Raw genomic sequence first — 25,068 nt, forward strand, 5'->3', positions numbered from 1 at the left:
TCAGCTCGCCCAGGCGAGCAGCCGGTCGAGCCCCCAGGTGGTGACGATCCTCGAGGTCGGAACACCCGCGCGCTCGGCCCGCTCCGCTCCGTGATCCAGCAGCGAGAGCTGGCCGGGTGCATGCGCGTCGGAGTCGATGGAGAACAGACATCCCGCCTGCAAGGCGATCGCGATCAGCTCGTCCGGAGGGTCCTGGCGTTCAGGACGGGAGTTGATCTCGACCGCGACGCCGTTCTCCGCGCACGCCGCGAAGACCCTCGCGGCATCGAATTGCGACTCCGGCCGAGTTCCTCGCTCCCCCTGCACGAGTCGGCCCGTGCAGTGACCGAGCACATTGACCCGCGGATTCGATACCGCGACGAGCATCCGCGCGGTCATCGCACGCGACTCCATGCGCAGCTTCGAGTGGACCGAGGCGACCACGATGTCGAGCTCGTCGAGCAGCGCGTCCTCCTGGTCGAGGGCGCCGTCTTCGAGGATGTCGACCTCGATGCCGGCCAGGAGGGTGAACCCCTCGCCCGACTCGGCGCGCACGAGGGGCATCTGCTCGCGCAGCCGCTCCGCCGACAGACCGCGCGCGACCCGCAGGCGGGGCGAGTGGTCCGTGATCGCCTGATACTCATGGCCGAGTGTGCGAGCGGCAGCGGCCATCACGGAGATGGGCGTCGTTCCATCAGACCATTCCGTGTGGGCATGCAGATCACCGCGCAGCTTCGCCCTGAGCACTGAGGTCCGCTCCGGCTCCACGTCGCCTCGCAGCTCGACCAGGTAGTCGGGGACCTCACCGTTCTGAGCCTGACGGATGACTCCGAAGGTCGACTCCCCGATCCCCTTCGCCGCACGCAGCCTCGTCGGGTCGGCACGCACATCCTCCGGCAGCTGCTGCAGCGTCGCCGCTGCCTGTCGAAAGGCCTTCGCCCGATAGCGCGAGGCACGCTCGCGCTCCAGCAGCGAGGCGATCTCGAGGAGGGCGGCGACGGGATCCATCACATCTCCTATACGGCTGCCAGTTCGCGGCTCACACCGATCCACTCGTCGAGCTTCGCGAGGGCCCGACCGTCGTCCACCGCCGCGGCGGCCCGCTCGTATCCCTCGCGCAGTCGCTCGAGGATCGGACGCTGCACCTGGGTCGCGTCCTGCGACAGCTCGAAGGCGACGATCCCCGCGGCGGCGTTCAGGAGCACGATGTCGCGCACGGCCCCGCTCTCGCCGGCGAGCGTCCGCCTGAGAACAGCGGCGTTGTGGTCGGGCGTCCCGCCGATGAGGTCCGCCAGGTCCGCGACCGGGATGCCGAGGTCGCGGGGGTCGAGATCATGCTCATGGATGTCACCGCGCGTGACCTCCCAGATCCGACTGTGCCCCGTGGTCGTGAGTTCGTCGAGACCGTCATCACCGCGGAAGACCAGCGCAGTGGCCCCGCGGGTGCGGAACACACCTGTGATCAGGGGCACACGCTCGAGCTGCGCGACGCCGACGGCGTTGGCCTCAGCACGGGCGGGGTTGCACAGCGGGCCGAGCATGTTGAAGACCGTCGGCACCCCGAGCTCCGCCCGCACAGCGCCGGCATGCTTGAAACCGGGGTGGAAGGCTCCTGCCCAGGCGAACGTGATGCCGGTCCGGTCGAGGATCGATGCGACGGATGCCGGGTCGAGAGTGAGCTCGAGACCCAGCGCGCTCAGCACATCGGACGAGCCCGACGACGAGCTCGCCGCTCGGTTCCCGTGCTTGACCACCGGCACTCCGGTCGCGCCGATGATCACCGCAGCGGTCGTGGAGACGTTGACCGTTCCGACCCGATCCCCTCCGGTGCCGACGATGTCGAGCACGTCCGGCGATACGGGAAGCGGGACGGCCGCTTCGAGGATCGCGTCACGGAAGCCGACGATCTCGTCGATGGTCTCGCCCTTCGCGCGGAGGGCGACCAGGAATCCCGCGAGCTGCGCTTCGGTGACCTCGCCTCGCATGATGCGACGCATCGCCCACGTCGACTCCCAGACGCTGAGGTCGCGACGCTCCAGAAGAGTGGTGAGCACGTCGGACCAGGTCAGGGAATCAGCCATGTGTGCGATCCTATCGGCGCAGGGAAAACGTGCAGACTCTTCCGCTCAGTTGGCCACGCCCGCCGCATCGCCCATTTCCCGCGGATTCACCGAGGATTCGCAGCGTTTTCTTAGGGTTACCTAAGTCAAAACGGGGGCACTCGGGGACCGTCGGTGCGAGAATCACGCCCCAGGATCGGCCATAATGGAAGGGTGACGACCTCAGCGACGTATGCCCCGGCGGCAAGAACGATCAAGCGCCCCAACCCGGTAGCTGTCGGCACCATTGTGTGGCTCGGCAGCGAGGTGATGTTCTTCGCGGGACTCTTCGCGATCTACTTCACGCTCCGAAGCACTTCTCCCGAGCTCTGGGCCGACCGCACCGAACTGCTGAACGTCCCGTTCGCGTTCGTGAACACGGCGATCCTCGTGCTCTCCTCGTTCACCTGCCAGATGGGCGTGTTCGCGGCTGAGGACCTGCAGCCGTACCGCATCGCCAAGGGACAGAAGAACGGTGCCGGGCGTCGTCGCCTGTTCGGCTGGGGAATGGTCGAGTGGTTCTTCCTCACCTTCGCCCTCGGCTCGATCTTCGTCGCGGGCCAGGTCTGGGAGTACGCGACGCTCGTCGCTGAAGGCATGCCGATCAGCGCAGACTCCTACGCATCGGCGTTCTACATCACCACCGGCTTCCACGCCCTGCACGTGACCGGCGGTCTCATCGCGTTCCTGCTCGTCATCGGACGCGCGTACGCCGTCAAGAATTTCCGGCACAAGGAGGCGACCTCCTCGATCGTGGTGTCCTACTACTGGCACTTCGTCGACGTCGTCTGGATCGTGCTGTTCGTCGTTATCTACTTCCTGAAATAAGAGCGGAGCTGATCCCCGAGATGGCACGAGAGAAGAAGCGCCGTTCCCACGGTCGTCGCAGCCCCCTGGCTGCGGTGGCCCTCATCGGAGCAGGACTCATGATCACCGGCGCCGTGTACGCCGGTGCGTCGGCCGCGTTCGCCGCGACCGACACCCCGACAGCTGCGGAGAGCACGCTCACGGTCGAAGACGGCGAGAAGCTGTTCCAGGCCAACTGCGCGACCTGCCACGGTCTCGATCTGCAGGGCACGGCGAACGGACCCAGCCTTTACGGCGTGGGCGAGCTCGCCACCGAGTTCCAGCTCTCGACGGGGCGCATGCCTCTGCAGATGCAGGGACCGCAGGCGCCGCAGAAGGAGCCGCAGTTCACCGAGGAGCAGATCCTCGCGATCTCCTCGTTCGTGCAGCAGTCTGCCCCCGGCCCGACCTTCCCCGACGCGCACATCCTCGACGGAGAAGGCGACGTGGCGAACGGCGCCGAGCTGTTCCGCGTCAACTGCGCGATGTGCCACAACGTCGCGGCGGCGGGCGGCGCGCTCACCGAGGGCAAGTACGCACCTGCCCTGACCGAGACCAGCGCACTGCACATGTATGCAGCAATGGTCACCGGCCCCCAGAACATGCCGGTCTTCGGCGACATGAACCTGTCGGATGAAGACAAGCGCGACATCATCTCGGCCCTGCTCTACCAGCAGCAGTCCGTGCAGATCGGCGGATTCTCGCTCGGTTCGCTCGGACCTGTGTCCGAGGGCCTGTTCGTCTGGATCTTCGGAATCGGCGCGCTCGTCGCCATCACCGTGTGGATCACGGCGAAGTCCAACTGACGCTTAATCATCGAAGAGGAACGTACGAGGAGCACCATGGCACACGACGACGACTCGCAGGCTCTTGACAGGGCCTACCAGCCCTCTCCGGGGCTGGGTGTCGCAGTCAGCGATCCCGTGCAGAACCCAGGGCTGCCGCCGCACCGCGCGCGGATGACCGACAAGGACCCGCGCGCCGAGAAGGCTGCGGAGCGCACGGTCTACACCCTGTTCTACCTCTCGCTGGCAGGAAGCATCTGGGCGGTCGCCGCCTACATGCTGTTCCCCATCGAGAGCGGCGCGCTCATCGACATCCGTCAGAACAACCTCTTCATCGGTCTGGGTATCTCGCTCGCACTGCTGGCGATCGGAATCGGCGCGATCCACTGGTCCAAGGCGCTGATGAGCGACAAGGAGCACATCGAGCACCGTCACCCCACTCGGGGCAAGGAATCGACGCGCGAGGCCGTGATCGAGGCATTCGCCACGGCCAACGAGGAGTCGGGCTTCGGGCGGCGCACGATGATCCGCAACTCGCTGTTCGCAGCGATCGTGGCATCGATCATCCCCGGTGTGACGCTGTTCCGCGGACTCGCTCCGCACAGCACCCCGGACGACCCGACGGCGGGTGAGCCGGTGACGCTCCTCAAGCACACCATGTGGGAGAAGGGCGCGCGCCTGGTGCGCGACCCCGACGGCACGCCGATCCGGGCTGCAGATGTCACCCTCGGATCCGCGTTCCACGTGATCCCCGAGGACCTCGCCGACCTGAGCCACCACGACGGTTACCTCGAGGAGAAGGCCAAGGCGATCGTGCTGATGATGCGCCTGCGTCCCGAGCAGCTGATCGAGGCCGAAGACCGCAAGGACTGGTCGTACGACGGAATCGTCGCGTACTCCAAGGTCTGCACGCACGTCGGATGCCCCGTGGCACTGTACGAGCAGCAGACGCACCACCTCCTCTGCCCCTGCCACCAGTCGCAGTTCGACGTCACGGATCACGCCAAGGTCATCTTCGGACCGGCCGCGCGTCCGCTGCCGCAGCTGCCCATCACCGTCGACGACGAGGGCTACCTCGTCGCACGCAGTGACTTCACCGAGCCCGTCGGCCCGAGCTTCTGGGAGCGCCATTGAGCACCGCAACGCTGTCCAAAGAGGACAAGGACACCAAGGCGCCTCTCGGCGGCCGCTTCGTCGGCGCCGCGTCGAACTACATCGATGAGCGCACCAGCATCTCCGGTTTCGTCAAGGAGCTCGGTCGCAAGATCTTCCCCGACCACTGGTCGTTCATGCTGGGCGAGATCGCGCTGTGGAGCTTCGTCGTCGTGTTCCTGTCCGGAACCTTCCTGACGTTCTTCTTCCAGGCCTCGATGGTCGAGACGCACTACACGGGCGCCTACGCCCCGATGCGCGGCATCGAGATGTCGGCGGCACTCGAGTCGTCGCTGCACATCTCGTTCGACCTGCGTGGTGGCCTGCTGGTTCGCCAGATCCACCACTGGGCCGCTCTGGTCTTCGTGGCGGGCATCGGCGTGCACATGCTCCGCGTCTTCTTCACCGGAGCATTCCGCAAGCCGCGCGAGCTCAACTGGGTGATCGGATTCGTGCTGTTCGTGCTCGCGATGGCCGAAGGATTCACCGGCTACTCGCTCCCCGACGACCTGCTCTCGGGCAACGGTCTCCGCATCATCGACGGCATGATCAAGGGCATCCCGCTGATCGGCACCTGGACCTCGTTCCTCCTCTTCGGCGGCGAGTTCCCGGGCACCGACATCGTCGGCCGTCTCTACACGCTGCACATCCTGCTGCTGCCACTGCTCGTCATCGGCCTGATCGTCGTGCACCTCATGCTGATGATCGTCAACAAGCACACGCAGTTCGCCGGCCCGGGCCGCACGAACGACAACGTCGTGGGCTACCCGATGATGCCGGTCTACATGTCGAAGATGGGCGGCTATCTGTTCATCGTGTTCGGCACGATCGTCCTCATCGCGACGTTCTTCCAGATCAACCCGATCTGGAACTACGGCCCGTACGACCCCTCCCCCGTCTCCGCGGGAACGCAGCCTGACTGGTACATCGGATTCGCGGACGGCGCTCTGCGTCTCGCTCCGTCCAACCTCGACGTGGTCTTCCTCGATCGCACCTGGTCGTTCGGGATCCTGCTGCCGCTGGTCGTGCTCGGTCTGTTCATCGTGCTGGTCGCGATCTACCCCTTCATCGAGGCCTGGGTCACGGGCGACAAGCGCGAGCACCACATCGCACAGCGCCCGCGCAACGCGGCGACCCGCACCGCAATCGGCGTCGCCGGAGTCATCTTCTACGCCGTGCTGTGGGCAGCTGCATCGTCCGACCTCATCGCGACGCACTTCATGCTGACCATGGAGGGCGTGATCCACACGCTGCAGGCGCTGCTGTTCGTCGGACCGGTTCTCGGGTACTTCGTGACGAAGCGCATCGCCATCGCGCTGCAGAAGAAGGACCGCGAGATCGTGCTGCACGGGTTCGAGTCCGGCCGGATCGTGCGACTTCCCGGTGGTGAATTCATCGAGGTCCACCAGCCCGTCGACAAGTACGACCGCTGGAAGCTCATCGACGTCGACGGATACGAGCCGCTCGTCGTTCGCCCGAACGCGAAGGGTCGCATCTCGTGGACCGAGAACCTCCGGTCCTCCATCTCGCGCTGGTTCTTCGAGGACCGTCTCGCTCCGCTCACGCAGGCAGAGGTCGAGGCAGCAGATGCCCACCAGCACCACGTCACGGCTCAGAACGATGAGACCGAAGCTGCGGAGATCCAGGGCGCTCACGAGCGCGCTGGTGCACCGGACGCTCCCCTCACCGTCAGCGAGACCCATGTCGACGAGACGGCGAACACCCCCAGCACGGTCATCTCGACCGAGCCGGTGAAGAAGCCCGGCAAGAAGAAGTCGGAGGAGGGCGAGTAACACCGCCGCTCCTCCTGAGAGGGCCCTGTCCGATTCGGACAGGGCCCTCGTCGTACCCGGGAGGCTCTCACGTCGACGTGAAAGGATCGTGCCATGAGCTCCGCAGTCCAACTCATCCGTTCGACCGACCTCGCTGCTGCGCCCTACGCACATGCGGCAACAGCACCATCCGGATCCCGGCTGATCTTCCTCGCCGGCGCGTGCCCTCTCAATGACGACGGCACGACGACAGCACCCGGTGACTATGCGGCACAGGCTGCGCGCTGCATCGAGACGCTGCGGTCCGCGCTGCACGCCAGCGACGCGACGCTCACCGATGTCATCAGCACACGGGTTCTCGTGGCCTCGTCGTCACAGCAGGATCTCGTGGCAGCCTGGGATGTCGTCCACGCCGCCTTCGGCGCCCATGACGTACCGAGCACGCTGATGGGAGTCACGGCGCTCGGATACGATCGCCAGCTCGTCGAGATCGAAGCGATCGCCGCTGTCGCGGAGGCGACACGATGAACGGCATCATCCGCCCGGCCGTCGCCGAGGATGCGGTGGTTCTGCACCACATCGAGGCGCACGCGGATGCCCTTCTGATCGACAGCCTGGGGGCGCCTGAGTGGCCGCCGGCCGGCGATGGAGCGGAGCGGCTGGAAGCGCCCGGCTTCGTCCTGGTGGTCGAGGGCCCGGAAGGCTCCTCCCCCGTCGGGTTCGTCCATGTGCTCGATGTCGACGGCCACGCCCATCTCGAGCAGCTCTCCGTCCTTCCCTCCTCCGGCCGACAGGGGCATGGGCGCCGCCTCGTCGGCGCTGCACTGGACGAGGCACGGGAACGCGGCTACACGCGAATGACGCTGCGGACCTATGCGGAGATCCCGTGGAACGCGCGGTTCTACGCCTCGTGCGGATTCCTCGAGAGCCTCCCCGAGACGCCGTTCCAGCGAGGGCTCGTCGAGACAGAAGCAGGGCTGGGTCTGGACCGCTACGGGCGCCGCCTGCAGATGACTGTGGAGCTCTGACACGTCGCTCCGACTCTGGCGGAATCCGGTGCGCCCTCGTCCGGATGACGAGGGCGCACCGACGACCGTCTCCCTATTCTGGGATCATGATCGATCGCACTGAGTACTACGCCGCCAAACTCGCCTATGAGACCGACGCCAGCGATGTGTACGCGGCGTTGAAAGCCGGCGAAGAGATCGTCGTCATCGATGTCCGCTCCGACGAAGCCTGGGCCCAGGGAAGGGTCTCGGGAGCCGTCCACATGCACTACAGCGAGATCGCGGACCGTGCCCCCATCGAGGTCCCTGCCGATGCCGCGGTCGTCGTGTACTGCTGGAGCCCCGGGTGCAACGCCGGCGCGAAGGGTGCCCGGGAGTTCGCCACGCTCGGCTACGAGGTGCGGGAGATGATCGGAGGGTTCGAATATTGGGTGCGCGAGGGGTATCCGGTCGAGGACGCGGACGGCGTGCACCACCGCCCCGTCGACCCGCTCACCGGCGTGGCACGCGTGCGCAGCACACCGTAGAGGCGGTCCTGTCGCCGCACTCCTGCAGGACGAGACGACGAAGGCCCCCGGGAACGTCCCGGGGGCATTCATCGTGAACCTCAGCGTGCGAAGTTGCCGCGGTAATACTCGTATACCCACCCGACGATCGCGATGACGAAGATCGCGAGACCGATCGGGAGCAGGAAGTGGCCGACGGCCAGCCCCACTACGAAGACAGCCGCCGAACCGGCGAGGACCATCGGCCACCACGACCACGGGCTGAACTCTCCCAGCTCGGGATCGCCGTCGTCGATGTCACTGGTGAGGATGTCCTCAGGCAGCTCGCCGTTCTGGGCCTTATGGGTGCGGTCGAGGTAGAACGCGATCATCGCACCCATGAACGCTGCGAAGAACAGCGCCACGGTGCCGACCCACTCGATACGCTCGGCGAAGAAGTCCGACGGCGTCGCGAGGATGTGCCAACCGGTGTACACGACACCGACCAGGGCGAAGAAGGCGGTCAGGACCCACCAGAGAATGACGTTGTCGCGCATGGCTCAGTGGCCCTCTCGCTCGCCGGGTGCGGTGGTGGTGAACTCAGCCGCCTCGGGGTGGTTCAGGTCGAAAGCAGGACGCTCGCTGCGGATCCGCGGAATCGACGTGAAGTTGTGGCGCGGCGGCGGGCAGGACGTCGCCCACTCGAGCGACGAACCGTAGCCCCACGGGTCGTTGACCGTGACCTTCGGCGCCTTGCGCGACGTGATCCACACGTTCAGGAAGAACGGCAGCATCGAGGCACCGAGGATGATCGCGCCGATCGTCGAGACCTGGTTGCCCCACGTCCAGCCGTCAGCCGCGGAGTAGTCCGCGTAACGACGCACCATGCCGTCGACACCCAGCCAGTGCTGGATGAGGAACGTCATGTGGAAGCCGATGAACAGCATCCAGAAGTGCACGTAGCCGAGACGCTCGTTGAGCATGCGGCCGGTCCACTTGGGCCACCAGAAGTAGAAGCCCGCGAACATCGCGAACACGACGGTTCCGAAGACGACGTAATGGAAGTGCGCCACGACGAAGTACGAGTCCGACAGGGCGAAGTCGAGCGGCGGTGCCGCGAGGATGACTCCGGTCAGTCCACCGAAGACGAACGACACGAGGAAGCCGAGGGCGAACACCATCGGGGTCTCGAAGGTCACAGACCCTCGCCACAGGGTGCCGATCCAGTTGAAGATCTTCACGCCCGTCGGCACCGCGATCAGCATGGTCATCAGCGCGAAGAACGGCAGCAGCACGGATCCGGTCACATACATGTGGTGAGCCCACACGGCGACGGAGAGCGCGGCGATGGCGATGGTCGCGTAGACCAGGGTCTTGTATCCGAAGATCGGCTTGCGGCTGAAGACCGGGAAGATCTCGGAGACGATGCCGAAGAACGGCAGCGCGATGATGTAGACCTCAGGGTGCCCGAAGAACCAGAACAGGTGCTGCCAGAGCAGCACTCCGCCGTTGGCCGGGTCGTAGATGTGCGCCCCGAGGACACGGTCTGCCCCGGCGGCGAAGATCGCAGCCGCGAGCACCGGGAACGCCATGAGGATCAGGAGGCTCGTGATGAGCGTGTTCCAGGTGAAGATCGGCATGCGCCACATCGTCATACCGGGTGCGCGCATCGTGATGATGGTCGTGATGAAGTTCACCGCACCGAGGATGGTTCCGAATCCCGAGATGCCGAGGCCCAGCATCCAGAGGTTTCCTCCGGCACCAGGCGAGAACGACGCGCTGGCCAGCGGCTGATATGCGAACCAGCCGAACGAGGCCGCACCCTGCGGGGTGAGGAATCCCGCGACGGCGATGGTCGAGCCGAAGAGGAAGAGCCAGAAGGCGAAGGCGTTCAGACGCGGGAAGGCGACATCGGGCGCGCCGATCTGCAGGGGAAGGATCGCGTTGGCGAAACCGGCGAACAGCGGCGTCGCGAACATCAGCAGCATGATCGTGCCGTGCATCGTGAACAGCTGGTTGTACTGCTCCTTCGTGGGGATGATCTGCATCCCGGGAGCGAAGAGCTCCGCACGGATGACCAGAGCCATCACTCCGCCGAGGAGGAAGAACAGCACCGAGGCGATCAGGTACATGTACCCGATCGTCTTGTGGTCGGTGGAAGTGATCCACTTGACGACGATGTTGCCCTTCTGCTCCACACGCGACGAGCTCATGAGAGCCGCCTGGCGTGCGGGAAGTGCGGACGGACGGGAGCGGGGCGCCTCGTCGGTGCGGGGTGCTTCAGTCGTCGACATGGCTTACTCCTCTCCTTCTTCGGAGTCGTTCTGCGCGGTGGTGCCCGGGTAGTTGCCCAGACGGTCGTACGCGTCGGTGATGTCGCCGGTGTTCCCGGCCTGCTCGAGCGACTCGAGATAGGCGTCGTACTCGTCCTGTTCGACGACCTTCACGTTGAAGAGCATCATCGAGTGGTACTCACCGCAGAGCTCGGCGCACTTTCCGGCATACTCGCCGACCCGGGTGGGGATGAACGACCAGGAGTTGTCCTTCCCGATGTACATGTCCTTCTTGTAGAGGAAGTCGATGATCCAGAAGGAGTGGATGACGTCTCGCGACTGCAGGTCGATCGTGACCTTCTGGTCGACGGGCAGCACCAGCGTGGGCAGCTGATCCTGGTCGATGTTGCCATCGGCATCAGGCTGCGCCTGGATGCCCATCGTCCACACGGCGTCGGAGTTGTCGTCCTCTTCGCCGTCGTACTGGAAGTCCCATGCCCACTGCTTCGCGATGGCCGTGATCTCGACGTCGGGGTCGTCCCACTTCGCCTCGATCGCGCTCTGGTCACGCGCCGTGAAGAAGAACATTCCGAGCACGAGGATCAGCGGCACGATCGTGTAGAAGATCTCGATCGGCATGTTGTAGCGCATCTGCACCGGCAGGCCGGTCTGGCCCTTGCGGCGTCGGTACGCGATCGCGGCCCATGCCATCAGGCCCCAGGTGATGACGCCCACCGCGAGGAGGACGATCCAGGAGTTCACCCAGAGCGACGCGACGCGGTCGGTCTGGTTTGTGGCGGCGGTACCGTCCTCTACGAAACCCGGGAGGTAGCCGTGGAGCTCAGTGGGAGTACATCCCGCCAGGGCCACGGCTGCCGCTACTCCCACAGGGAGTGCGGCCCAACGAAGGCGGCGTTTCGAGGGCACGATGCACCTTTCAGATTGCGGACAGGGCACACCCAAGTCTAGGGCAACCTCACACCTGATTCATGCCAACCACGCAGGTTGGCGGGGTCGATCGGATCAGTGGAAGCTGTCTCCGCAGGCGCAGCTGCCCGCGGCATTGGGGTTGTCGATCGTGAAGCCCTGCTCCGAGATCGTGTCCTTGAAGTCGATGGACGCGCCGTCGAGGTACGGCACGCTCATGTTGTCGATGATGACCTCGACACCGTCGAAGTCGACGGTCTCGTCACCCTCGAGGAAACGCTCGTCGAAGTAGAGCTGGTAGATCAGGCCGGAGCATCCGCCGGGCTGGACGGCGACACGCAGACGGAGGTCGTCGCGGCCCTCCTGCTCGAGGAGATTCTTGACCTTCACGGCTGCGGCGTCGGTCAGCTTCACGCCGTGCGCCTGAGTGGTCTCTGCGGAAGTCAGTGTGGTGTCGCTCATGTCGCTCCTTGTGACGGGCCGCGCTTGCACGGCTGGTATCTCGATTTTACCCTCAGGCTTGCCGATACGGCTCAGATCGTGATGTCGTTCATGCGCGACAGCAGCAGAGCCTCGGTGGCGACGGCATGACGGAACGTGTCGAGGTGCAGTGACTCGTTGGGGCTGTGGGCTCGCGAATGCGGGTCCTCGACTCCCGTCACCAGGATCTGCGCCTCGGGGAACTCCCGCACGAGGTCGGCGATGAACGGGATCGATCCGCCCACCCCGAGGTCGACCGGCGCCACCCCGTAGCCGTCCCGCATCGCGTCGCGCGTGAGTCCCACGGCCCAGCCGCTGGTGTCGACGAGGAACCCGTTGCCGAGGTCGACGTCGGAGAACGTGAGCTCTGCGCCGAACGGTGCGTTCGCGCGCAAGTGCGCTTCGAGTGCCGCGTAGGCCTCTTCGCCGGTCTGTCCGGGCGCGACACGCGCGCTGACGACGACCGTGACCTCGGGCAGCAGCGTGTTCGAGGCTGCCGCGACACTCGTCGCATCGATCCCGATGACGGTCACCGACGGCTTGTTCCAGATCCGACTGAGGATGCTGCCGCCACCGATCGGCGAGGTGCCGGCCAGAAGGCCCGCCTCATCGCGCAGCGTCTCTTCGCTGTACTCGGGAGTCGGCGCGTCGCGCTCCGTCATCCCGTCGACCGCGACCGAACCGTCGTCGTTCCAGAGCGTGGCGAGCATCCTGACGGCGGCCATCATCGCGTCGGGCACCGCTCCCCCGAACATGCCCGAGTGCGACGCGTGATCCAGGGTGCGCACGCGCACGGTGAAACGCGCGTTGCCGCGCAGCGAGACCGTCAGCCCCGGGGTGACCGAATCCCAGTTGCCCGAGTCGGCGACCACGATCGCATCCGCCCTCAACGCTTCTTTGTTGTCGGCGAGGAACTGCGCGAACGACCGCGAGCCATACTCCTCCTCACCCTCGATGAACATCGCGATGCCGAGTTCGAGGTCGTCGCCGAGCACTTCGGCCACGGACCGGATCGAGGCGATATGCGCCATGATGCCCGCCTTGTCGTCGGCTGCGCCGCGGCCGTACAGACGCCCGTCGCGGACGGTCGGCTCGAACGGCGGCGTCTCCCAGAGCGCGTCGTCTCCCGGAGGCTGCACGTCGTGGTGCGCGTACAGGAGGATGGTCGGCTTTCCGTTGCGTGCGGCGCGGGTGGCGAGCACAGCGGGCTGTCCGAGCTCGTCGGTTCCCGGAATGGCGGCGCGCAGGATCCGCACCTCGTCGAACACGCCGGTGTCCTGGGCGAGCGCGGCGACGGCCTCGGAGCTGCGCTCGAGCTGGGTCTGATCGAACGCGGGCCATGCCATGCCGGGGATGCGCACGAGATGCCCCAGATCGCTCAGTGCAGCAGGCAGGCCTGTGGCCGCCGCTTCGAGCACGGCGGCCTCACGCTCACGGGAGGGATTCTGGGCACCGGGCTGAGCAGGAGAGGTCATGCGAGTAATCTTAAGGTGATCCGCCTTCACCCGAACCGAGGAACCTCGTGGCCACTATCCCCTCCACTCCTTCGACGAACGACGACGCCCCTGAAACGCCCGCCGCGGGCAAGGGGCGCGCGACGCCGTCCCGCGCGGAGCAGGAGGCAGCGCGCCGCCGCCCTCTGGTGGCGAACACCAAGGAGGCCAAGGCGGCCGCTCGCGCCGAGCTCAACGAGCGCCGCAACCGCGCCCAGGCCGGACTCGCCGCGGGCGAGGAGAAGTACCTCCCGCCCCGCGACAAGGGTCCGCAGCGCCGGTGGGTGCGTGACTATGTGGACGCGTCGTGGCAGCCCGCCGAGTTCGTGATGGGCGTCATGGTTCTCGTGATCATCGTGTCGCTGCTGCCTCCGAGCCTCGCGATCGCCGGGTTCGCGATCGCCGGATGGGCCTACCTGGTGATGATGGCCTACCTGATCCTCGCGATCGGCGGAATGGTCCTTCTCGGCATGCGGGTCAAGCGCAAGGTCGCTGACAGGTTCGGCAAGGAACGCATGGAGCGCGGCCTCGGCTGGTACGCCGCGATGCGCTCACTCCAGATGCGTTTCATGCGCCTCCCCAAGCCGCAGGTCAAGCGCGGGCAGTACCCGGCCTGATTCGCCGCTCGACGGGAGAAGGCGTCCGATGCTCCACGGAGGATCGGACGCCTTTTCTCGTGCAGTCGGTTCCTGCTCAGCGACGGGCAAGTCCCCGGTTGATCTCCCGCCCCCAGAAAGGGCCGCGGTACAGGAACGCGGTGTAGCCCTGGACGAGCGTGGCTCCTGCATCCAATCGCTCCTGGACATCGGCGGGCGTCTCCACTCCCCCGACGGCGATCACGCAGAAGTCCGCGGGCACCGCACCGCGGACGACGCGGAGGACCTCGAGGGAACGTCGCTTCAGCGGAGCACCCGAGAGCCCGCCCGCCCCGGCGGCCTCGACGACCGCAGGCTCGGTGAGGAGCCCGTCACGGCTCAGGGTCGTGTTGTGCGCGATGATCCCCGCGAGTCCTTCCGCCACGGCGAGCTCCGCGATGGCGACGATCTCGTCATCGGACAGATCGGGCGCGATCTTGACCAGCAGCGGAGTGTCGCCGGAAGCCGCCTTCACGGCTCGCAGGAGCGGCGCGAGCGTCTCGACAGCTTGCAGGCCACGGAGGCCGGGCGTGTTCGGCGACGAGACGTTGACCGCCAGATAGTCCGCCAGCGGCGCGAGGGCAGTGGCGGAAGCGACGTAGTCCGCCGTCGCATCCTCGACGTCGACGACGCGGCTCTTGCCGATGTTCACGCCGATGACCGCATCGGGAGCGCCGCGCCGCAGCCTCGCAAGCCGGCGGGCGGCGGCATGTGCGCCACGATTGTTGAAGCCCATGCGGTTGATCACCGCGCGATCTGCCACCAGGCGGAAGAGGCGTGGTCGGGGGTTGCCCTCCTGCGGGATGGCGGTGAGGGTCCCGACTTCGACGTGGCCGAAGCCGAGCGCCGCAAGGCCTCGAACGCCGACAGCGTTCTTGTCGAAGCCGGCGGCCACACCGAAGGGCGAGGGGAACGTGAGACCGAGCGCCTCGACCTGCAGCGACGGGTCGGGCTTCGTGAGAGCACGCGTCGCCCATGAGAGCGGAGGCACCCCGAGGACACGTATCACCGCCATGCCGGCGTGATGGGCGAACTCAGGGTCGAAGCGCGAGAGGACAGCGCGGAAGAGCAGCGGATACATCCCTGCCAGATTACCGCTCGACGGACTCCCGCTTCGCGTGATCGGCACGCAGATCCGTGATCGCGCTCTCGAAGTCGTCCAGAGAGTCGAACGCCTGATACACGCTCGCGAAACGCAGGTAGGCGACCTCATCGAGGTCACGCAGCGGGCCGAGGATCGCGAGGCCGATCTCATTCGTGTCGAGCTGTGACACGCCGGTCTGACGAACGGCTTCCTCGACGCGCTGGGCGAGGACGGCGAGGTCGGCCTCGGTGACGGGCCGCCCCTGGCATGCCTTCCGAACTCCCGAGATCACCTTCTCGCGACTGAACGGCTCCATGACGCCCGAACGCTTGATCACACTGAGGCTGGCCGTCTCCGTCGTCGTGAATCGACCGCCGCACTCGGGGCACTGGCGCCGCCGACGGATCGACAGACCGTCGTCGCTGGTGCGGGAATCGATGACCCGGGAATCAGAATGACGGCAGAAGGGGCAGTGCATCTGACCGATCCTACGCGGTGAAGCGAGCCTCGATCGCCTCACCGTGTGCAGGGAGCACCTCGGTGTTCGCGAGGGCGACCACACCGTCGCGAACCGCGGCAAGCGCTGCCCTGTCGTAGCGGATCACCTGTTGCGGCCGCAGGAACGTGTATGCACCCAGCCCGGGCGCATAACGAGCCTGACCGCCGGTGGGCAGCACGTGGTTGCTCCCGGCCATGTAGTCGCCGAGGCTGACCGGCGTGTGCTCTCCGACGAAGACCGCTCCGGCACTGGTGAATGAGGCCGCAGCCTGTTCGGCGTCGGCGAGATGGAGCTCGAGGTGCTCTGGCGCGTACGCGTTGCTGAACGCGGCAGCCGACGCGCGGTCGTCGACGAGGACGATCGCCGACTGCGGCCCGTCGAGGGCTGCGGCCACACGGGTCGCATGCGTGGTCGCCGATGCCTGTTCGGCGACCTCACCGGCCACCTGCTCCGCGAGCTCCACGGAATCGGTCACGAGCACTGCCGAGGCCTGCTCGTCGTGTTCCGCCTGGCTCACCAGATCCGCTGCGATCAGACGCGCATCGGCGGTCGCATCCGCGACCACCAGTATCTCGGTGGCACCCGCTTCGGAGTCGGTACCGACGACGCCGGCGACGGCGCGCTTCGCCGAGGCGACGTAGTTGTTGCCGGGCCCGGAGACGACATCGACGGGGTCGAGGCCGATGCTCGCCACGCCGTGCGCGAATGCTCCGATCGCGCCCGCACCGCCCATCGCGTACACCTCGGTGACCCCCAGCAGCGCGGCCGCGGCGAGGATCGTCGGGTGGACCCGACCGTCCTGGTCGGCTTGCGGCGGCGAGGCCAGGGCGATCTGTCGCACTCCCGCGACCTGCGCCGGCACGACGTTCATCACGACACTCGACGGATACACGGCCTTGCCGCCGGGGATGTACACGCCCACTCGGTGCACCGGCTGCCAGCGCTGCGTGATGATCGCGCCTTCGCCGATCTCCGTCGTCCGAGGATCGGGCACCTGTGCGGCCGAGGCGAGCCGTACGCGACGGATCGCCTCTTCGAGCGCAGCCCTGATCTCGGGCTGCAGAGCATCGAGAGCGTCGGCGATGTGCTCTTCGGGGACGCGGAGCTCATGGTCGGTGACGCGATCGAAACGTTCGGCCTGCTCACGCAGAGCCGTCGCCCCGCGCTGCTGCACGTCGTCGACGATGCGAGCGGCGGTGTCGAGGGCTTCGGCACGGGCCTGCGACGCCCGCGGCACGGCCGCGAGCATGTCAGCCGGCGAGAGCTCGCGCCCCCGCAGATCGATGGTTCGCACAGTCAGCCTCTCGTGATGTCCGCGATGTCGTGCAGGTATCCGATGCGCCCGTCGTCGTGGCGGACGACGTATGCCCCGCCGCGGTCCTCGATCACGAGAACCCACGCGCTCGGACCGATGCGGAAGATCGCATCGCCGCGGTCGTCGTGCACGTCGCGCTCGGTCTGCGCGAGGATCCAGAAGGGCTGCGGCGCGGCGGCTTCGTTCCACGCGCGTCGATCGTCGTCGTCGATCGTGGGCATGACGGTGGTCTCCGCGGCCGCCGCGTCGTCGTGCGCCCGCGTGTCGTGCCGGTCGCCCCACTCGTCCTCTCGCTCCGCGCTCTGCGGCGAGCCGACCTCCTGGGCCGTCGCGCCCATCAGCGACTCGATGCTGCCCGTGTCCGACACGATCTCTGGCTCTTGATGCCAGGTGCGACGCGAGTACGTCGGGACGTAGTCCTCGCGCGACGCCGACTCCTCGGTGCCGGTGTCACCGCCCGAAGCGTGGGATGCCAGGGGCACCTGCTCGGCGAGATCCAGACGGGCGACCTCGTCGGTCGCCTGCTCCCCCGGCTGATCCGTGTCGAAACGGTCGGAACGCAGTGCCGGCGCCGGCTCCTGCGGGAATGTCTGATCGGGCGTCCGCGTGTGCGCGTCGCGCGCGGGGCTCGTCTCGTCGACGGCAGCATCCGCATCGATCCGAGCACTGTCGTCGGCGGACGCGGCTGCAGCGCTGTGGGCTCCGGGGCCTTCGACCAGCGGGATCGACGCGGCGTCGGCATCATCGGAACCGACGCCCGAAGGCTCAGACTCCGGCCGGGGGCGGGCGATGACCGGACGCACGGGATTCGCATTGCGGTGAGCGAGAGTCACCAGGCGACCGTGGAAATCTTCCTTGAGCCCTGGGATCAGCGGTGCGAACACCGTGAAGACCACCAGCGCGAGCGCCGCGATCAGCTGCACGATCCCGTTCCAACTGAGCAGGACCGCGCCGATGTCGATGCTGATCGCCACGGAGTTCCACAGTTCTGCCAGCCAGAACACGGCCGACACCGAGAAAGCCACCGAGGCGAACTGATCGATGCCCAGTGAGCCGACCCGTCGGATGCCGTCGGGCGAGAATCGACGGAGGACCACGAGGAAGACCGCGACCGTGGGCAGACCGATCGGGAGGATCCAGTGGAGCCCCGAAGCCCAGATCGACGCTGCTCCGAAGTACGGGAAGAAAGAGGCGACGAACCCGACGACCCACGCGCCGACGATGAGCAACTCGCGGAGCGTGAAACCGAGGATGCCGTACTCGGGTGTCACTTCGTCGTCGTACAGCACACCGTCATCATCCGAGAAAGGCTCGTCGACGTCGGCCGTGTCATCGGCGAGAAGGTGATCGTCCACGCCCGAGGTCTCGTCGTTCTGAAACGGGGAATCCGTGCTCATGAGGGGGTCCTTTCGTCATGGTGCGTCACCTGGAGGGGTGCGCACCCAACGCGTCCTGATACTACCCGGGGAGTCCGAACGACCACTCTGAAAGCGTCGTGCGGAGACGGTGGTCACCCCAGGCAGTTCGGTCCGAGAAGCGACTTCAGGTCACCGAAGAGGTCGGCTGAGACCTTGACCGGCATCGGCACCTCGAAGACCTTCGCCGTGCCTCCGCGATGCACGCGCAGCATCACCTCGGTCTCTCCGGCGTGACGACGGAGCACCTCGGCGAGCTCGTGCATCACGCGCTCCGTCGCCCTCTGCTCGGCCAGCACGAGCGCGAGCGGCCCCGCGGCGTCGAACGAACCGACATCCGGCGCGAAGGCCGACTGCGCGTGCAGGTTGAGTCCGTCATCGCGTTTGGACACGCGTCCGCGCACCGCGAGGATCGAGTCCTGCTGCAGGATGTGCTGGAACTCGGTATAGGTCTTGCCCATGAACATGACCGTCACCTCGCCGTTGAAGTCCTCGACGGTGATCATTCCGTACGGGTTCCCACTCGCCTTCGCGACGCGATGCTGCACGCTCGTGACGAGACCGGCGACGGTGACCTGCTCGCCGTCCTGCATGTCTTCGGAGTTGATGAGGTTGTGGATGGAGATCGATGCGTGCTTCGCGAGCGGCACCTCGAGGCCCGCGAGCGGGTGATCGGAGACGTACAGTCCGAGCATCTCGCGCTCGAAGGCGAGCTTGTCCTTCTTGATCCACTCGGGACGCGCGGGGACCTTGGCGGGCGCCGCCTCCTCCATGCCGTCGTACAGGCTGTCGAAGTCGAAGCCGATGGCTCCCTGCGCCTCGTTCCGCTTGCGATCGACGGCAGCCTCGACCGCGTCCTCGTGCACTTCGATGAGTGCCCGACGGGAGTCCCCCATCGAGTCGAACGCACCCGCCTTGATCAGCGACTCGACGGTTCGCTTGTTCGAGACGTGCAGCGGGACCTTGTCGAGGAAGTGGTGGAACGACGTGAACCGCTCGTCCTTGCGCGCCGTGACGATGCCGTCGACCACGTTGCTTCCCACGTTGCGCACGGCCCCGAGTCCGAATCGGATGTCGTCGCCGACGGCCGCGAAGTAGTTGATCGACTCGGACACGTCGGGCGGAAGCACCCTGATGCCCATGCGTCGGCATTCGTTGAGATACAGGGCCATCTTGTCTTTGGAATCACCGACGCTCGTGAGGAGCGCAGCCATGTACTCCGCGGGGTAGTGCGACTTCAGATAGGCGGTCCAGTACGAGACGAGGCCGTAGGCGGCGGAATGCGCCTTGTTGAAGGCGTAGTCGGAGAACGGGAGCAGGATCTCCCAGATGGCGTTCACGGCGCCGTCCGAATAGCCGTTGGCACGCATTCCGGCTTGGAAGCCTTCGAACTGCTTGTCCAGCTCGGACTTCTTCTTCTTGCCCATCGCGCGCCTGAGGATGTCTGCCTGACCCAGCGAGAATCCGGCGACCCGCTGAGCGATCGCCATGACCTGCTCCTGGTAGATGATGAGGCCGTAGGACTCGTCGAGGATGTCGGCGAGCGATTCGGTGAACTCCGGGTGGATCGGCGTGATCGGCTGCAGGCCGTTCTTGCGCAGAGCGTAGTTCGTGTGCGAGTTCGCTCCCATCGGACCCGGACGATACAGCGCGATGAGCGCCGAGATGTCGCCGAAGTTGTCCGGTTTCATCAGACGCATCAGGGACCGCATCGGCCCGCCGTCGAGCTGGAAGACGCCGAGCGACTCTCCCTTGCCCAGCAGTTCGTACGCCCCTCGATCGTCGAGCTCCAGGTGCTCGAGGTCGAGTTCCTCGCCACGGTTCGTGCGGATGTTGTCGAGGGCGTCGGAGATGATCGTGAGGTTGCGGAGCCCCAGGAAGTCCATCTTGATGAGCCCGAGAGTCTCGCACGACGGGTAGTCGAACTGCGTGACGATCTGCCCGTCCTGCTCGCGACGCATGATCGGGATGATGTCGATCAGCGGCTCCGACGACATGATCACACCGGCTGCGTGGACGCCCCACTGACGCTTGAGCCCCTCGAGCCCGAGCGCACGGTCGAAGACGGTCTTCGCCTCGGGATCGGTCTCGATCAGCGCGCGGAACTCGCTCGCCTCCTTGAAGCGCGGGTGCGCGGAGTCGAACATTCCGTCGAGCGGCATGTCCTTGCCCATCACGGGCGGCGGCATCGCCTTGGTGAGACGTTCGCCCATGCTGAACGGGAACCCGAGTACGCGGCCCGCATCCTTGAGCGCCTGCTTGGACTTGATGGTTCCGTAGGTGACGATCTGCGCGACGCGCTCAGACCCGTATTTCGCGGTGACGTAGTCGATGACCTCGCCACGGCGACGGTCATCGAAATCGACGTCGAAGTCGGGCATCGAGACGCGATCCGGGTTGAGGAATCGCTCGAAGATCAGGCCGTGCTCGAGCGGATCGAGGTCGGTGATCTTCATGGCGTAGGCGACCATCGAGCCTGCTCCCGAACCGCGGCCGGGCCCGACGCGGATCCCGTTGTCCTTCGCCCAGTTGATGAAATCGGCGACGACGAGGAAGTAGCCCGGGAAGCCCATCTGCAGGATGATGCCGGTCTCGTACTCCGCCTGCTTGCGCACCTTGTCGGGGATGCCCGCGGGATACCGGTAGTGGAGTCCCGCCTCGACCTCTTTGATGAGCCAGCTGTCTTCGGTCTCACCGTCGGGAACCGGGAACCGCGGCATGAAGTTCGCAGCGGTGTTGAACTCCACCTCGCAGCGCTCGGCGATGAGCAGAGTGTTGTCGCACGCCTCGGGATGGTCACGAAACATCTGCCGCATCTCGGCGGCCGTCTTGATGTAGTACCCGTCGCCGTCGAACTTGAAGCGATTCGGATCGTCGAGGGTCGAACCCGACTGCACGCACAGCAGCGCCGCGTGCGCGTCGGCCTCGTGCTGATGCGTGTAGTGCGAGTCGTTCGTCGCGACGAGCGGGATCCCCAGATCCTTCGAGAGCCGCAGCAGGTCGGTCATCACCCGGCGCTCGATCGAGAGCCCGTGGTCCATGATCTCGGCGAAGTAGTTCTCCTTGCCGAAGATGTCCTGGAACTCCGCCGCGGCCGCGCGGGCGGCGTCGTACTGCCCCAGGCGCAACCGCGTCTGGACCTCGCCCGACGGGCAGCCGGTCGTCGCGATCAGCCCCTTGCCGTATGTCTGAAGGAGCTCCCGGTCCATGCGCGGCTTGAAGTAGTAGCCCTCCATGCTCGACAGCGAGCTGAGGCGGAAGAGATTGTGCATCCCCTCCGTGCTCTGGCTCCACATCGTCATATGGGTATAGGCACCGGAACCCGAGACATCATCGCTCTTCTGATCCGGCGACCCCCACTGCACGCGAGACTTGTCGCTGCGATGCGTTCCGGGAGTGACGTACGCCTCGAGCCCGATGATGGGCTTGACCCCGGCGGAATTGGCCGCCTTGTAGAACTCGAAGGCCGCGAACGTGTTGCCGTGGTCGGTGACCGCGATGGCCGGCATGCCGTAATCGGCGGCGGCCTGCGTCATCGCGCCGATCTTCGCCGCGCCGTCCAGCATCGAGTACTCGCTGTGGACATGCAGGTGAACGAAGGAGTCAGATGCCATGTCTCGATTCTACTTTCGGCGTCCGACACCGAAGGCCCGGCGCGGTCGCCCGACGAGGACGAGACACCGCGGATTCAGTCGCCGCGGAGAACGTCGAGAGCGTGTCGGAAGTCTGCGGGGTACGCAGATTCGAACTGCACCCAGTCGCCCGATGTCGGATGCGCGAAGCCGAGCCGGTGGGCGTGCAGCCACTGACGTGTGAGCCCGAGACGGGCGGAGAGCGTGGGGTCCGCTCCGTAAAGCGGGTCGCCCACGCACGGATGCCGATGCGCGGCCATGTGCACGCGGATCTGATGCGTGCGCCCGGTCTCGAGGTGTATCTCGAGGAGCGACGCGCCGGGGAAAGCCTCGAGAGTCTCGTAGTGGGTCACCGACGGCTTGCCGTCGGGCGTCACCGCGAACTTCCACGAGTGGCTCGGATGGCGTCCGATCGGGGCGTCGATCGTCCCCGCCAGCGGGTCAGGGTGTCCTTGCACGACCGCATGATAGATCTTCTCGACCGTGCGCTCCTTGAAGGCGTGCTTGAGAGCGGTGTACGCCGTCTCGCTCTTCGCCACGACCATGAGACCGCTGGTGCCCACATCGAGCCTGTGCACGATCCCCTTGCGCTCGGGAGCTCCGCTCGTCGAGACCCGGAACCCCGCGGCCGCGAGGGCGCCGACGACGGTCGGACCCTCCCAGCCCAGCGAGGGGTGAGCGGCCACCCCCGTCGGCTTGTCGACCACGACGATGTCGTCATCGTCGTACACGATGCCGAGTTCGGGCACAGCGATCGGCACGATCCGAGGCCCCTCCTTCGGCGTCCACTCGACGTCGAGCCACCCGCCACCGCGGAGTCGGTCGGACTTGTCGAGGATCACACCGTCGAGGCGTACGCCGCCGGCGGCGGCGACGTCTGCCGCGAACGTGCGCGAGAAGCCCATCATCTTGGCGAGCGCCGCGTCGACACGCGTTCCGTCGAGGCCGTCGGGAACCGGGAGAGAGCGCGATTCCACCATCATCGTCCGTCGGACGCGGCTGCTCCCGCAGCGGCACCCGAATCGCCGTGGTCCTCGCCCACCGGACGGTTCTCGTCGGCGACAGCGGCGGCCTCGGCCTGCTCGTCGTTCTCGACGGGCGCGTGGTCGCGCTCGCGCGTGCCGTCGAACCGAAGGCCGACCACCACCAGCAGTGCGACCGAGATCATCCCGGTGACGATGAAGATGTCGGCCACGTTGAAGATCGCGGGCATCATCCACGGCATCGAGATCATGTCGACGACGTGGCCCATCGGAAAGCCCGGCTCCCGCAGCAGGCGATCGGTGAGGTTGCCCAGCACTCCGCCCAGCAGGCATCCGAGAACCACGGCCCAGAGACGCGATCTCAGGCCGAAGGCCTTCCACACGATCACTCCGGCGACGACCGCCAGCGCGATCGTGAAGATCCATGTGACATCGGCGCCGAGCGAGAAGGCGGCACCGGGATTGCGCACGTAGTACAGCTGAAGGAACTCACCGAGAACGGGCACCGGCTCGTGCAGCGGCAGATTCTCGACCGTGAGGTACTTCACGAACTGATCGGCGGCCAGCACGATCGCTGCGAGGATCGCAACGATCGCGCCGGCCGCCGACCGACGAAGGGGAGGTCGTCCTGGCAAAAGGGGCGACCTACAGTCCGATCGCGGAGACCGGGGTCGAGTCCGTCGACGTCGACTTCTCGTCGAGATCGCGGAGCTGGCCCTCGATGTATCCGCGGAGCTGCGAGCGGTAGTCGCGCTCGAAGTTGCGGAGTTCGGTGATGCGTGCCTCGAGCGTGTTGCGCTCGCGCTCGAGTCGAGCCGACTCTTCGCGCTGCTTGGCCTCGGCCTCGGTGCGGATGCGGTTGACCTCGCCCTCCGCCTCGGCGATGAGCTGGGCGCGCTTGGCCTCACCCTCGGCGACGTGCTCATCGTGCAGGCGCTGTGCCAGCTCGATGATCCCCGCGGTCGCGGTGGCGGAGCCGGACGGAGCGGGCTCAGCCTGCGCTGCGGGCGCAGGAGCCGGGGCGGCCTCTGCGACAGGAGCCTCTGCGGCGGCGACAGGCGTCGCGCCGGACTCGAACGCTGCCAGCTTGGCCTTCAGCTCAGCGTTCTCCTCGAGGGCCTTGCGCCACTCGATGACGATCTCGTCGAGGAAGTCGTCGACCTCGTCGGGGTCGAAGCCGTCCTTGAAGCGGACGTGCTGGAACTGCTTGGTGACGACGTCATCCGGGGTAAGTGCCATGGTGGCTCCTTCGATGAGTTCGGTTGCCAGTTTCGAGAATGGCGTGGTCGAGATGTGGCGCGAACCCGGGGGGCGCGCCTGGGAGCCAAGCATAGCCCCCGAGCCTGAGCGATGCGACGCCGCGACACTCGCGCGGCGCCGAGTCGCAGGCGCGTCAGAAGAAGATACCCACGATGTTCATGAGGATCAGCACGATGAGGATCGTGATCGAGAAACCGAAATCGAGAGAGATCGATCCGATGCGCAGCGGTGGGATGATCCGCCGGAAGAACCGGATGGGCGGATCGGTGACCGTGTAGACGGCCTCCGCGGCGACGAGCCCTGCGCCTTTGGGGCGCCACTCCCGATTGAACAGCGGGATGTAATCGAGGATCAGGCGCGCGAAGAGCACGAGGAGATACAGCAGGAGCATCAAGTGGATGATGCTCGCGAAGACGGCGACGACCCCCACGGGTTACGAGTGGTCGAAGCCCGCAGACTCAGCGTCTGCGTGCGCGATGCCCCCGTGACCCGAGACCGCGATGTTCTCCGGAGACAGCAGGAAGACCTTCGAGGTGACCCGTTCGATGCGGCCGTACAGGCCGAGCGACAGGCCGCTCGCGAAGTCGATCAGACGGCGTGCGTCCGCATCGCTCATCTGAGACAGGTTGATGATGACCGGCACGCCCTCGCGGAAGCTCTCTGCGATGAGCTGAGCATCGCGGTACTGCTTCGGGTGCACGGTGAGAATCTCGTTCACTGCCCCTCCTGCGGGCTGACGCACGGCGACGGGGCGACGCAGCGGGGTAACGGGAGCCGGAGCCGGCTCTTCGCGGTCTCTGTCACGGTCACGCTGCTGAGCGCGGGCCGGAGCCTGCGTCTCTTCTTCGTAGACCTCTTCCTCGTCTGCGAGTCCGAGATACACCATGGTCTTCTTCAGTGGGTTACCCATCGTGTCCTCCGGTTCGAACGTTGCGGGCGGGTCTGTT

At 66.4% G+C, this 25,068-nt stretch carries 25 protein-coding genes; 8 read left to right on the top strand and 17 right to left on the bottom strand.

Features of this window, described 5'->3' with window-relative positions; all coding sequences use genetic code 11:
- Positions 1 to 987, bottom strand: coding sequence for a PHP domain-containing protein (locus tag AC3WS6_RS12665; RefSeq protein ID WP_492501338.1), 987 nt, complete (start codon positions 985 to 987; stop codon positions 1 to 3).
- A gap of 8 nt (positions 988 to 995) precedes the next feature.
- On the bottom strand, positions 996 to 2,060 hold the full coding sequence (gene trpD, locus AC3WS6_RS12670; protein ID WP_492501339.1) for an anthranilate phosphoribosyltransferase: 1,065 nt from the start codon (positions 2,058 to 2,060) through the stop codon (positions 996 to 998).
- Positions 2,061 to 2,252: 192 nt separating this feature from the next.
- On the opposite strand from trpD, the gene ctaE reads away from it, so the two are divergent.
- From ctaE to AC3WS6_RS12705, 7 genes are all read left to right on the top strand, one after another.
- The gene (ctaE, locus tag AC3WS6_RS12675) at positions 2,253 to 2,906 is read left to right on the top strand and encodes an aa3-type cytochrome oxidase subunit III (protein WP_492501340.1); all 654 of its coding nucleotides are present in this window, start codon (positions 2,253 to 2,255) and stop codon (positions 2,904 to 2,906) included.
- Positions 2,907 to 2,926: 20 nt separating this feature from the next.
- Positions 2,927 to 3,730, top strand: a complete 804-nt coding sequence (qcrC, locus tag AC3WS6_RS12680) for a cytochrome bc1 complex diheme cytochrome c subunit (protein ID WP_492501341.1) — start codon at positions 2,927 to 2,929, stop codon at positions 3,728 to 3,730.
- Positions 3,731 to 3,766: 36 nt separating this feature from the next.
- Positions 3,767 to 4,843, top strand: a complete 1,077-nt coding sequence (qcrA, locus tag AC3WS6_RS12685) for a cytochrome bc1 complex Rieske iron-sulfur subunit (protein ID WP_492501342.1) — start codon at positions 3,767 to 3,769, stop codon at positions 4,841 to 4,843.
- The gene (gene qcrB, locus AC3WS6_RS12690; RefSeq protein ID WP_492501343.1) at positions 4,840 to 6,654 is read left to right on the top strand and encodes a cytochrome bc1 complex cytochrome b subunit; all 1,815 of its coding nucleotides are present in this window, start codon (positions 4,840 to 4,842) and stop codon (positions 6,652 to 6,654) included. Before qcrA ends, qcrB begins: the two co-directional genes overlap by 4 nt.
- Before the next feature lie 93 nt (positions 6,655 to 6,747).
- Positions 6,748 to 7,161 (top strand): RidA family protein, encoded by a 414-nt coding sequence (locus AC3WS6_RS12695; RefSeq protein WP_492501344.1) that lies wholly within the window; start codon positions 6,748 to 6,750, stop codon positions 7,159 to 7,161.
- A complete protein-coding gene (locus AC3WS6_RS12700) occupies positions 7,158 to 7,661 on the top strand; it encodes a GNAT family N-acetyltransferase (RefSeq protein ID WP_492501345.1) in 504 nt (167 codons plus the stop codon). The genes AC3WS6_RS12695 and AC3WS6_RS12700 overlap by 4 nt, the downstream gene beginning before the upstream one ends.
- Before the next feature lie 86 nt (positions 7,662 to 7,747).
- Positions 7,748 to 8,167 (top strand): rhodanese-like domain-containing protein, encoded by a 420-nt coding sequence (locus AC3WS6_RS12705; protein ID WP_492501346.1) that lies wholly within the window; start codon positions 7,748 to 7,750, stop codon positions 8,165 to 8,167.
- An 80-nt stretch (positions 8,168 to 8,247) separates the two neighbouring features.
- On the opposite strand, the gene AC3WS6_RS12710 is transcribed toward AC3WS6_RS12705, so the two are convergent.
- The 5 genes from AC3WS6_RS12710 to AC3WS6_RS12730 form a co-directional block, all read right to left on the bottom strand.
- The gene (locus AC3WS6_RS12710) at positions 8,248 to 8,682 is read right to left on the bottom strand and encodes a cytochrome c oxidase subunit 4 (RefSeq protein WP_492501347.1); all 435 of its coding nucleotides are present in this window, start codon (positions 8,680 to 8,682) and stop codon (positions 8,248 to 8,250) included.
- 3 nt (positions 8,683 to 8,685) lie between these two features.
- A complete protein-coding gene (gene ctaD / locus AC3WS6_RS12715; RefSeq protein ID WP_492501348.1) occupies positions 8,686 to 10,419 on the bottom strand; it encodes an aa3-type cytochrome oxidase subunit I in 1,734 nt (577 codons plus the stop codon).
- A 3-nt stretch (positions 10,420 to 10,422) separates the two neighbouring features.
- On the bottom strand, positions 10,423 to 11,325 hold the full coding sequence (gene ctaC, locus AC3WS6_RS12720) for an aa3-type cytochrome oxidase subunit II (RefSeq protein ID WP_492501349.1): 903 nt from the start codon (positions 11,323 to 11,325) through the stop codon (positions 10,423 to 10,425).
- Positions 11,326 to 11,421: 96 nt separating this feature from the next.
- Entirely contained in the window at positions 11,422 to 11,787 is a 366-nt protein-coding gene (gene erpA / locus AC3WS6_RS12725; protein ID WP_194763425.1) for an iron-sulfur cluster insertion protein ErpA, read from the bottom strand.
- A gap of 71 nt (positions 11,788 to 11,858) precedes the next feature.
- Entirely contained in the window at positions 11,859 to 13,280 is a 1,422-nt protein-coding gene (locus tag AC3WS6_RS12730; protein ID WP_492501350.1) for a dipeptidase, read from the bottom strand.
- Positions 13,281 to 13,327: 47 nt separating this feature from the next.
- Here AC3WS6_RS12730 and AC3WS6_RS12735 point away from each other — a divergent pair, with 47 nt between their 5' ends.
- On the top strand, positions 13,328 to 13,915 hold the full coding sequence (locus tag AC3WS6_RS12735) for a DUF3043 domain-containing protein (RefSeq protein ID WP_492501351.1): 588 nt from the start codon (positions 13,328 to 13,330) through the stop codon (positions 13,913 to 13,915).
- Between the two features lie 76 nt (positions 13,916 to 13,991).
- Here the strand turns inward: AC3WS6_RS12735 and AC3WS6_RS12740 are convergent, their stop codons facing one another.
- From AC3WS6_RS12740 to AC3WS6_RS12785, 10 genes are all read right to left on the bottom strand, one after another.
- Entirely contained in the window at positions 13,992 to 15,014 is a 1,023-nt protein-coding gene (locus AC3WS6_RS12740) for a quinone-dependent dihydroorotate dehydrogenase (RefSeq protein ID WP_492501352.1), read from the bottom strand.
- Positions 15,015 to 15,024: 10 nt separating this feature from the next.
- Positions 15,025 to 15,495, bottom strand: coding sequence for a transcriptional regulator NrdR (gene nrdR / locus AC3WS6_RS12745; RefSeq protein WP_201470108.1), 471 nt, complete (start codon positions 15,493 to 15,495; stop codon positions 15,025 to 15,027).
- A 10-nt stretch (positions 15,496 to 15,505) separates the two neighbouring features.
- Positions 15,506 to 16,810, bottom strand: coding sequence for a histidinol dehydrogenase (hisD, locus tag AC3WS6_RS12750; protein ID WP_492501353.1), 1,305 nt, complete (start codon positions 16,808 to 16,810; stop codon positions 15,506 to 15,508).
- A gap of 2 nt (positions 16,811 to 16,812) precedes the next feature.
- Positions 16,813 to 18,228 carry a hypothetical protein gene (locus AC3WS6_RS12755; RefSeq protein ID WP_492501354.1) on the bottom strand — a complete coding sequence of 472 codons (1,416 nt, stop codon included), beginning with the start codon at positions 18,226 to 18,228 and terminating at the stop codon, positions 16,813 to 16,815.
- A 113-nt stretch (positions 18,229 to 18,341) separates the two neighbouring features.
- Positions 18,342 to 21,860 carry a DNA polymerase III subunit alpha gene (dnaE, locus tag AC3WS6_RS12760; RefSeq protein WP_492501355.1) on the bottom strand — a complete coding sequence of 1,173 codons (3,519 nt, stop codon included), beginning with the start codon at positions 21,858 to 21,860 and terminating at the stop codon, positions 18,342 to 18,344.
- 74 nt (positions 21,861 to 21,934) lie between these two features.
- Positions 21,935 to 22,855: an RluA family pseudouridine synthase gene (locus tag AC3WS6_RS12765; protein WP_492501356.1), complete on the bottom strand. Its 921-nt coding sequence runs from the start codon at positions 22,853 to 22,855 to the stop codon at positions 21,935 to 21,937.
- A 2-nt stretch (positions 22,856 to 22,857) separates the two neighbouring features.
- Positions 22,858 to 23,496, bottom strand: coding sequence for a signal peptidase II (lspA, locus tag AC3WS6_RS12770; protein ID WP_492501357.1), 639 nt, complete (start codon positions 23,494 to 23,496; stop codon positions 22,858 to 22,860).
- A gap of 10 nt (positions 23,497 to 23,506) precedes the next feature.
- Entirely contained in the window at positions 23,507 to 24,100 is a 594-nt protein-coding gene (locus AC3WS6_RS12775; RefSeq protein WP_492501358.1) for a DivIVA domain-containing protein, read from the bottom strand.
- Positions 24,101 to 24,254: 154 nt separating this feature from the next.
- Entirely contained in the window at positions 24,255 to 24,551 is a 297-nt protein-coding gene (locus AC3WS6_RS12780) for a YggT family protein (protein WP_492501359.1), read from the bottom strand.
- 3 nt (positions 24,552 to 24,554) lie between these two features.
- Positions 24,555 to 25,031, bottom strand: a complete 477-nt coding sequence (locus AC3WS6_RS12785; protein WP_312171322.1) for a cell division protein SepF — start codon at positions 25,029 to 25,031, stop codon at positions 24,555 to 24,557.
- Between the last annotated feature and the right edge of the window lie 37 nt (positions 25,032 to 25,068).

Source organism: Microbacterium sp. EB106-03-03-XG65 (assembly GCF_058791955.1).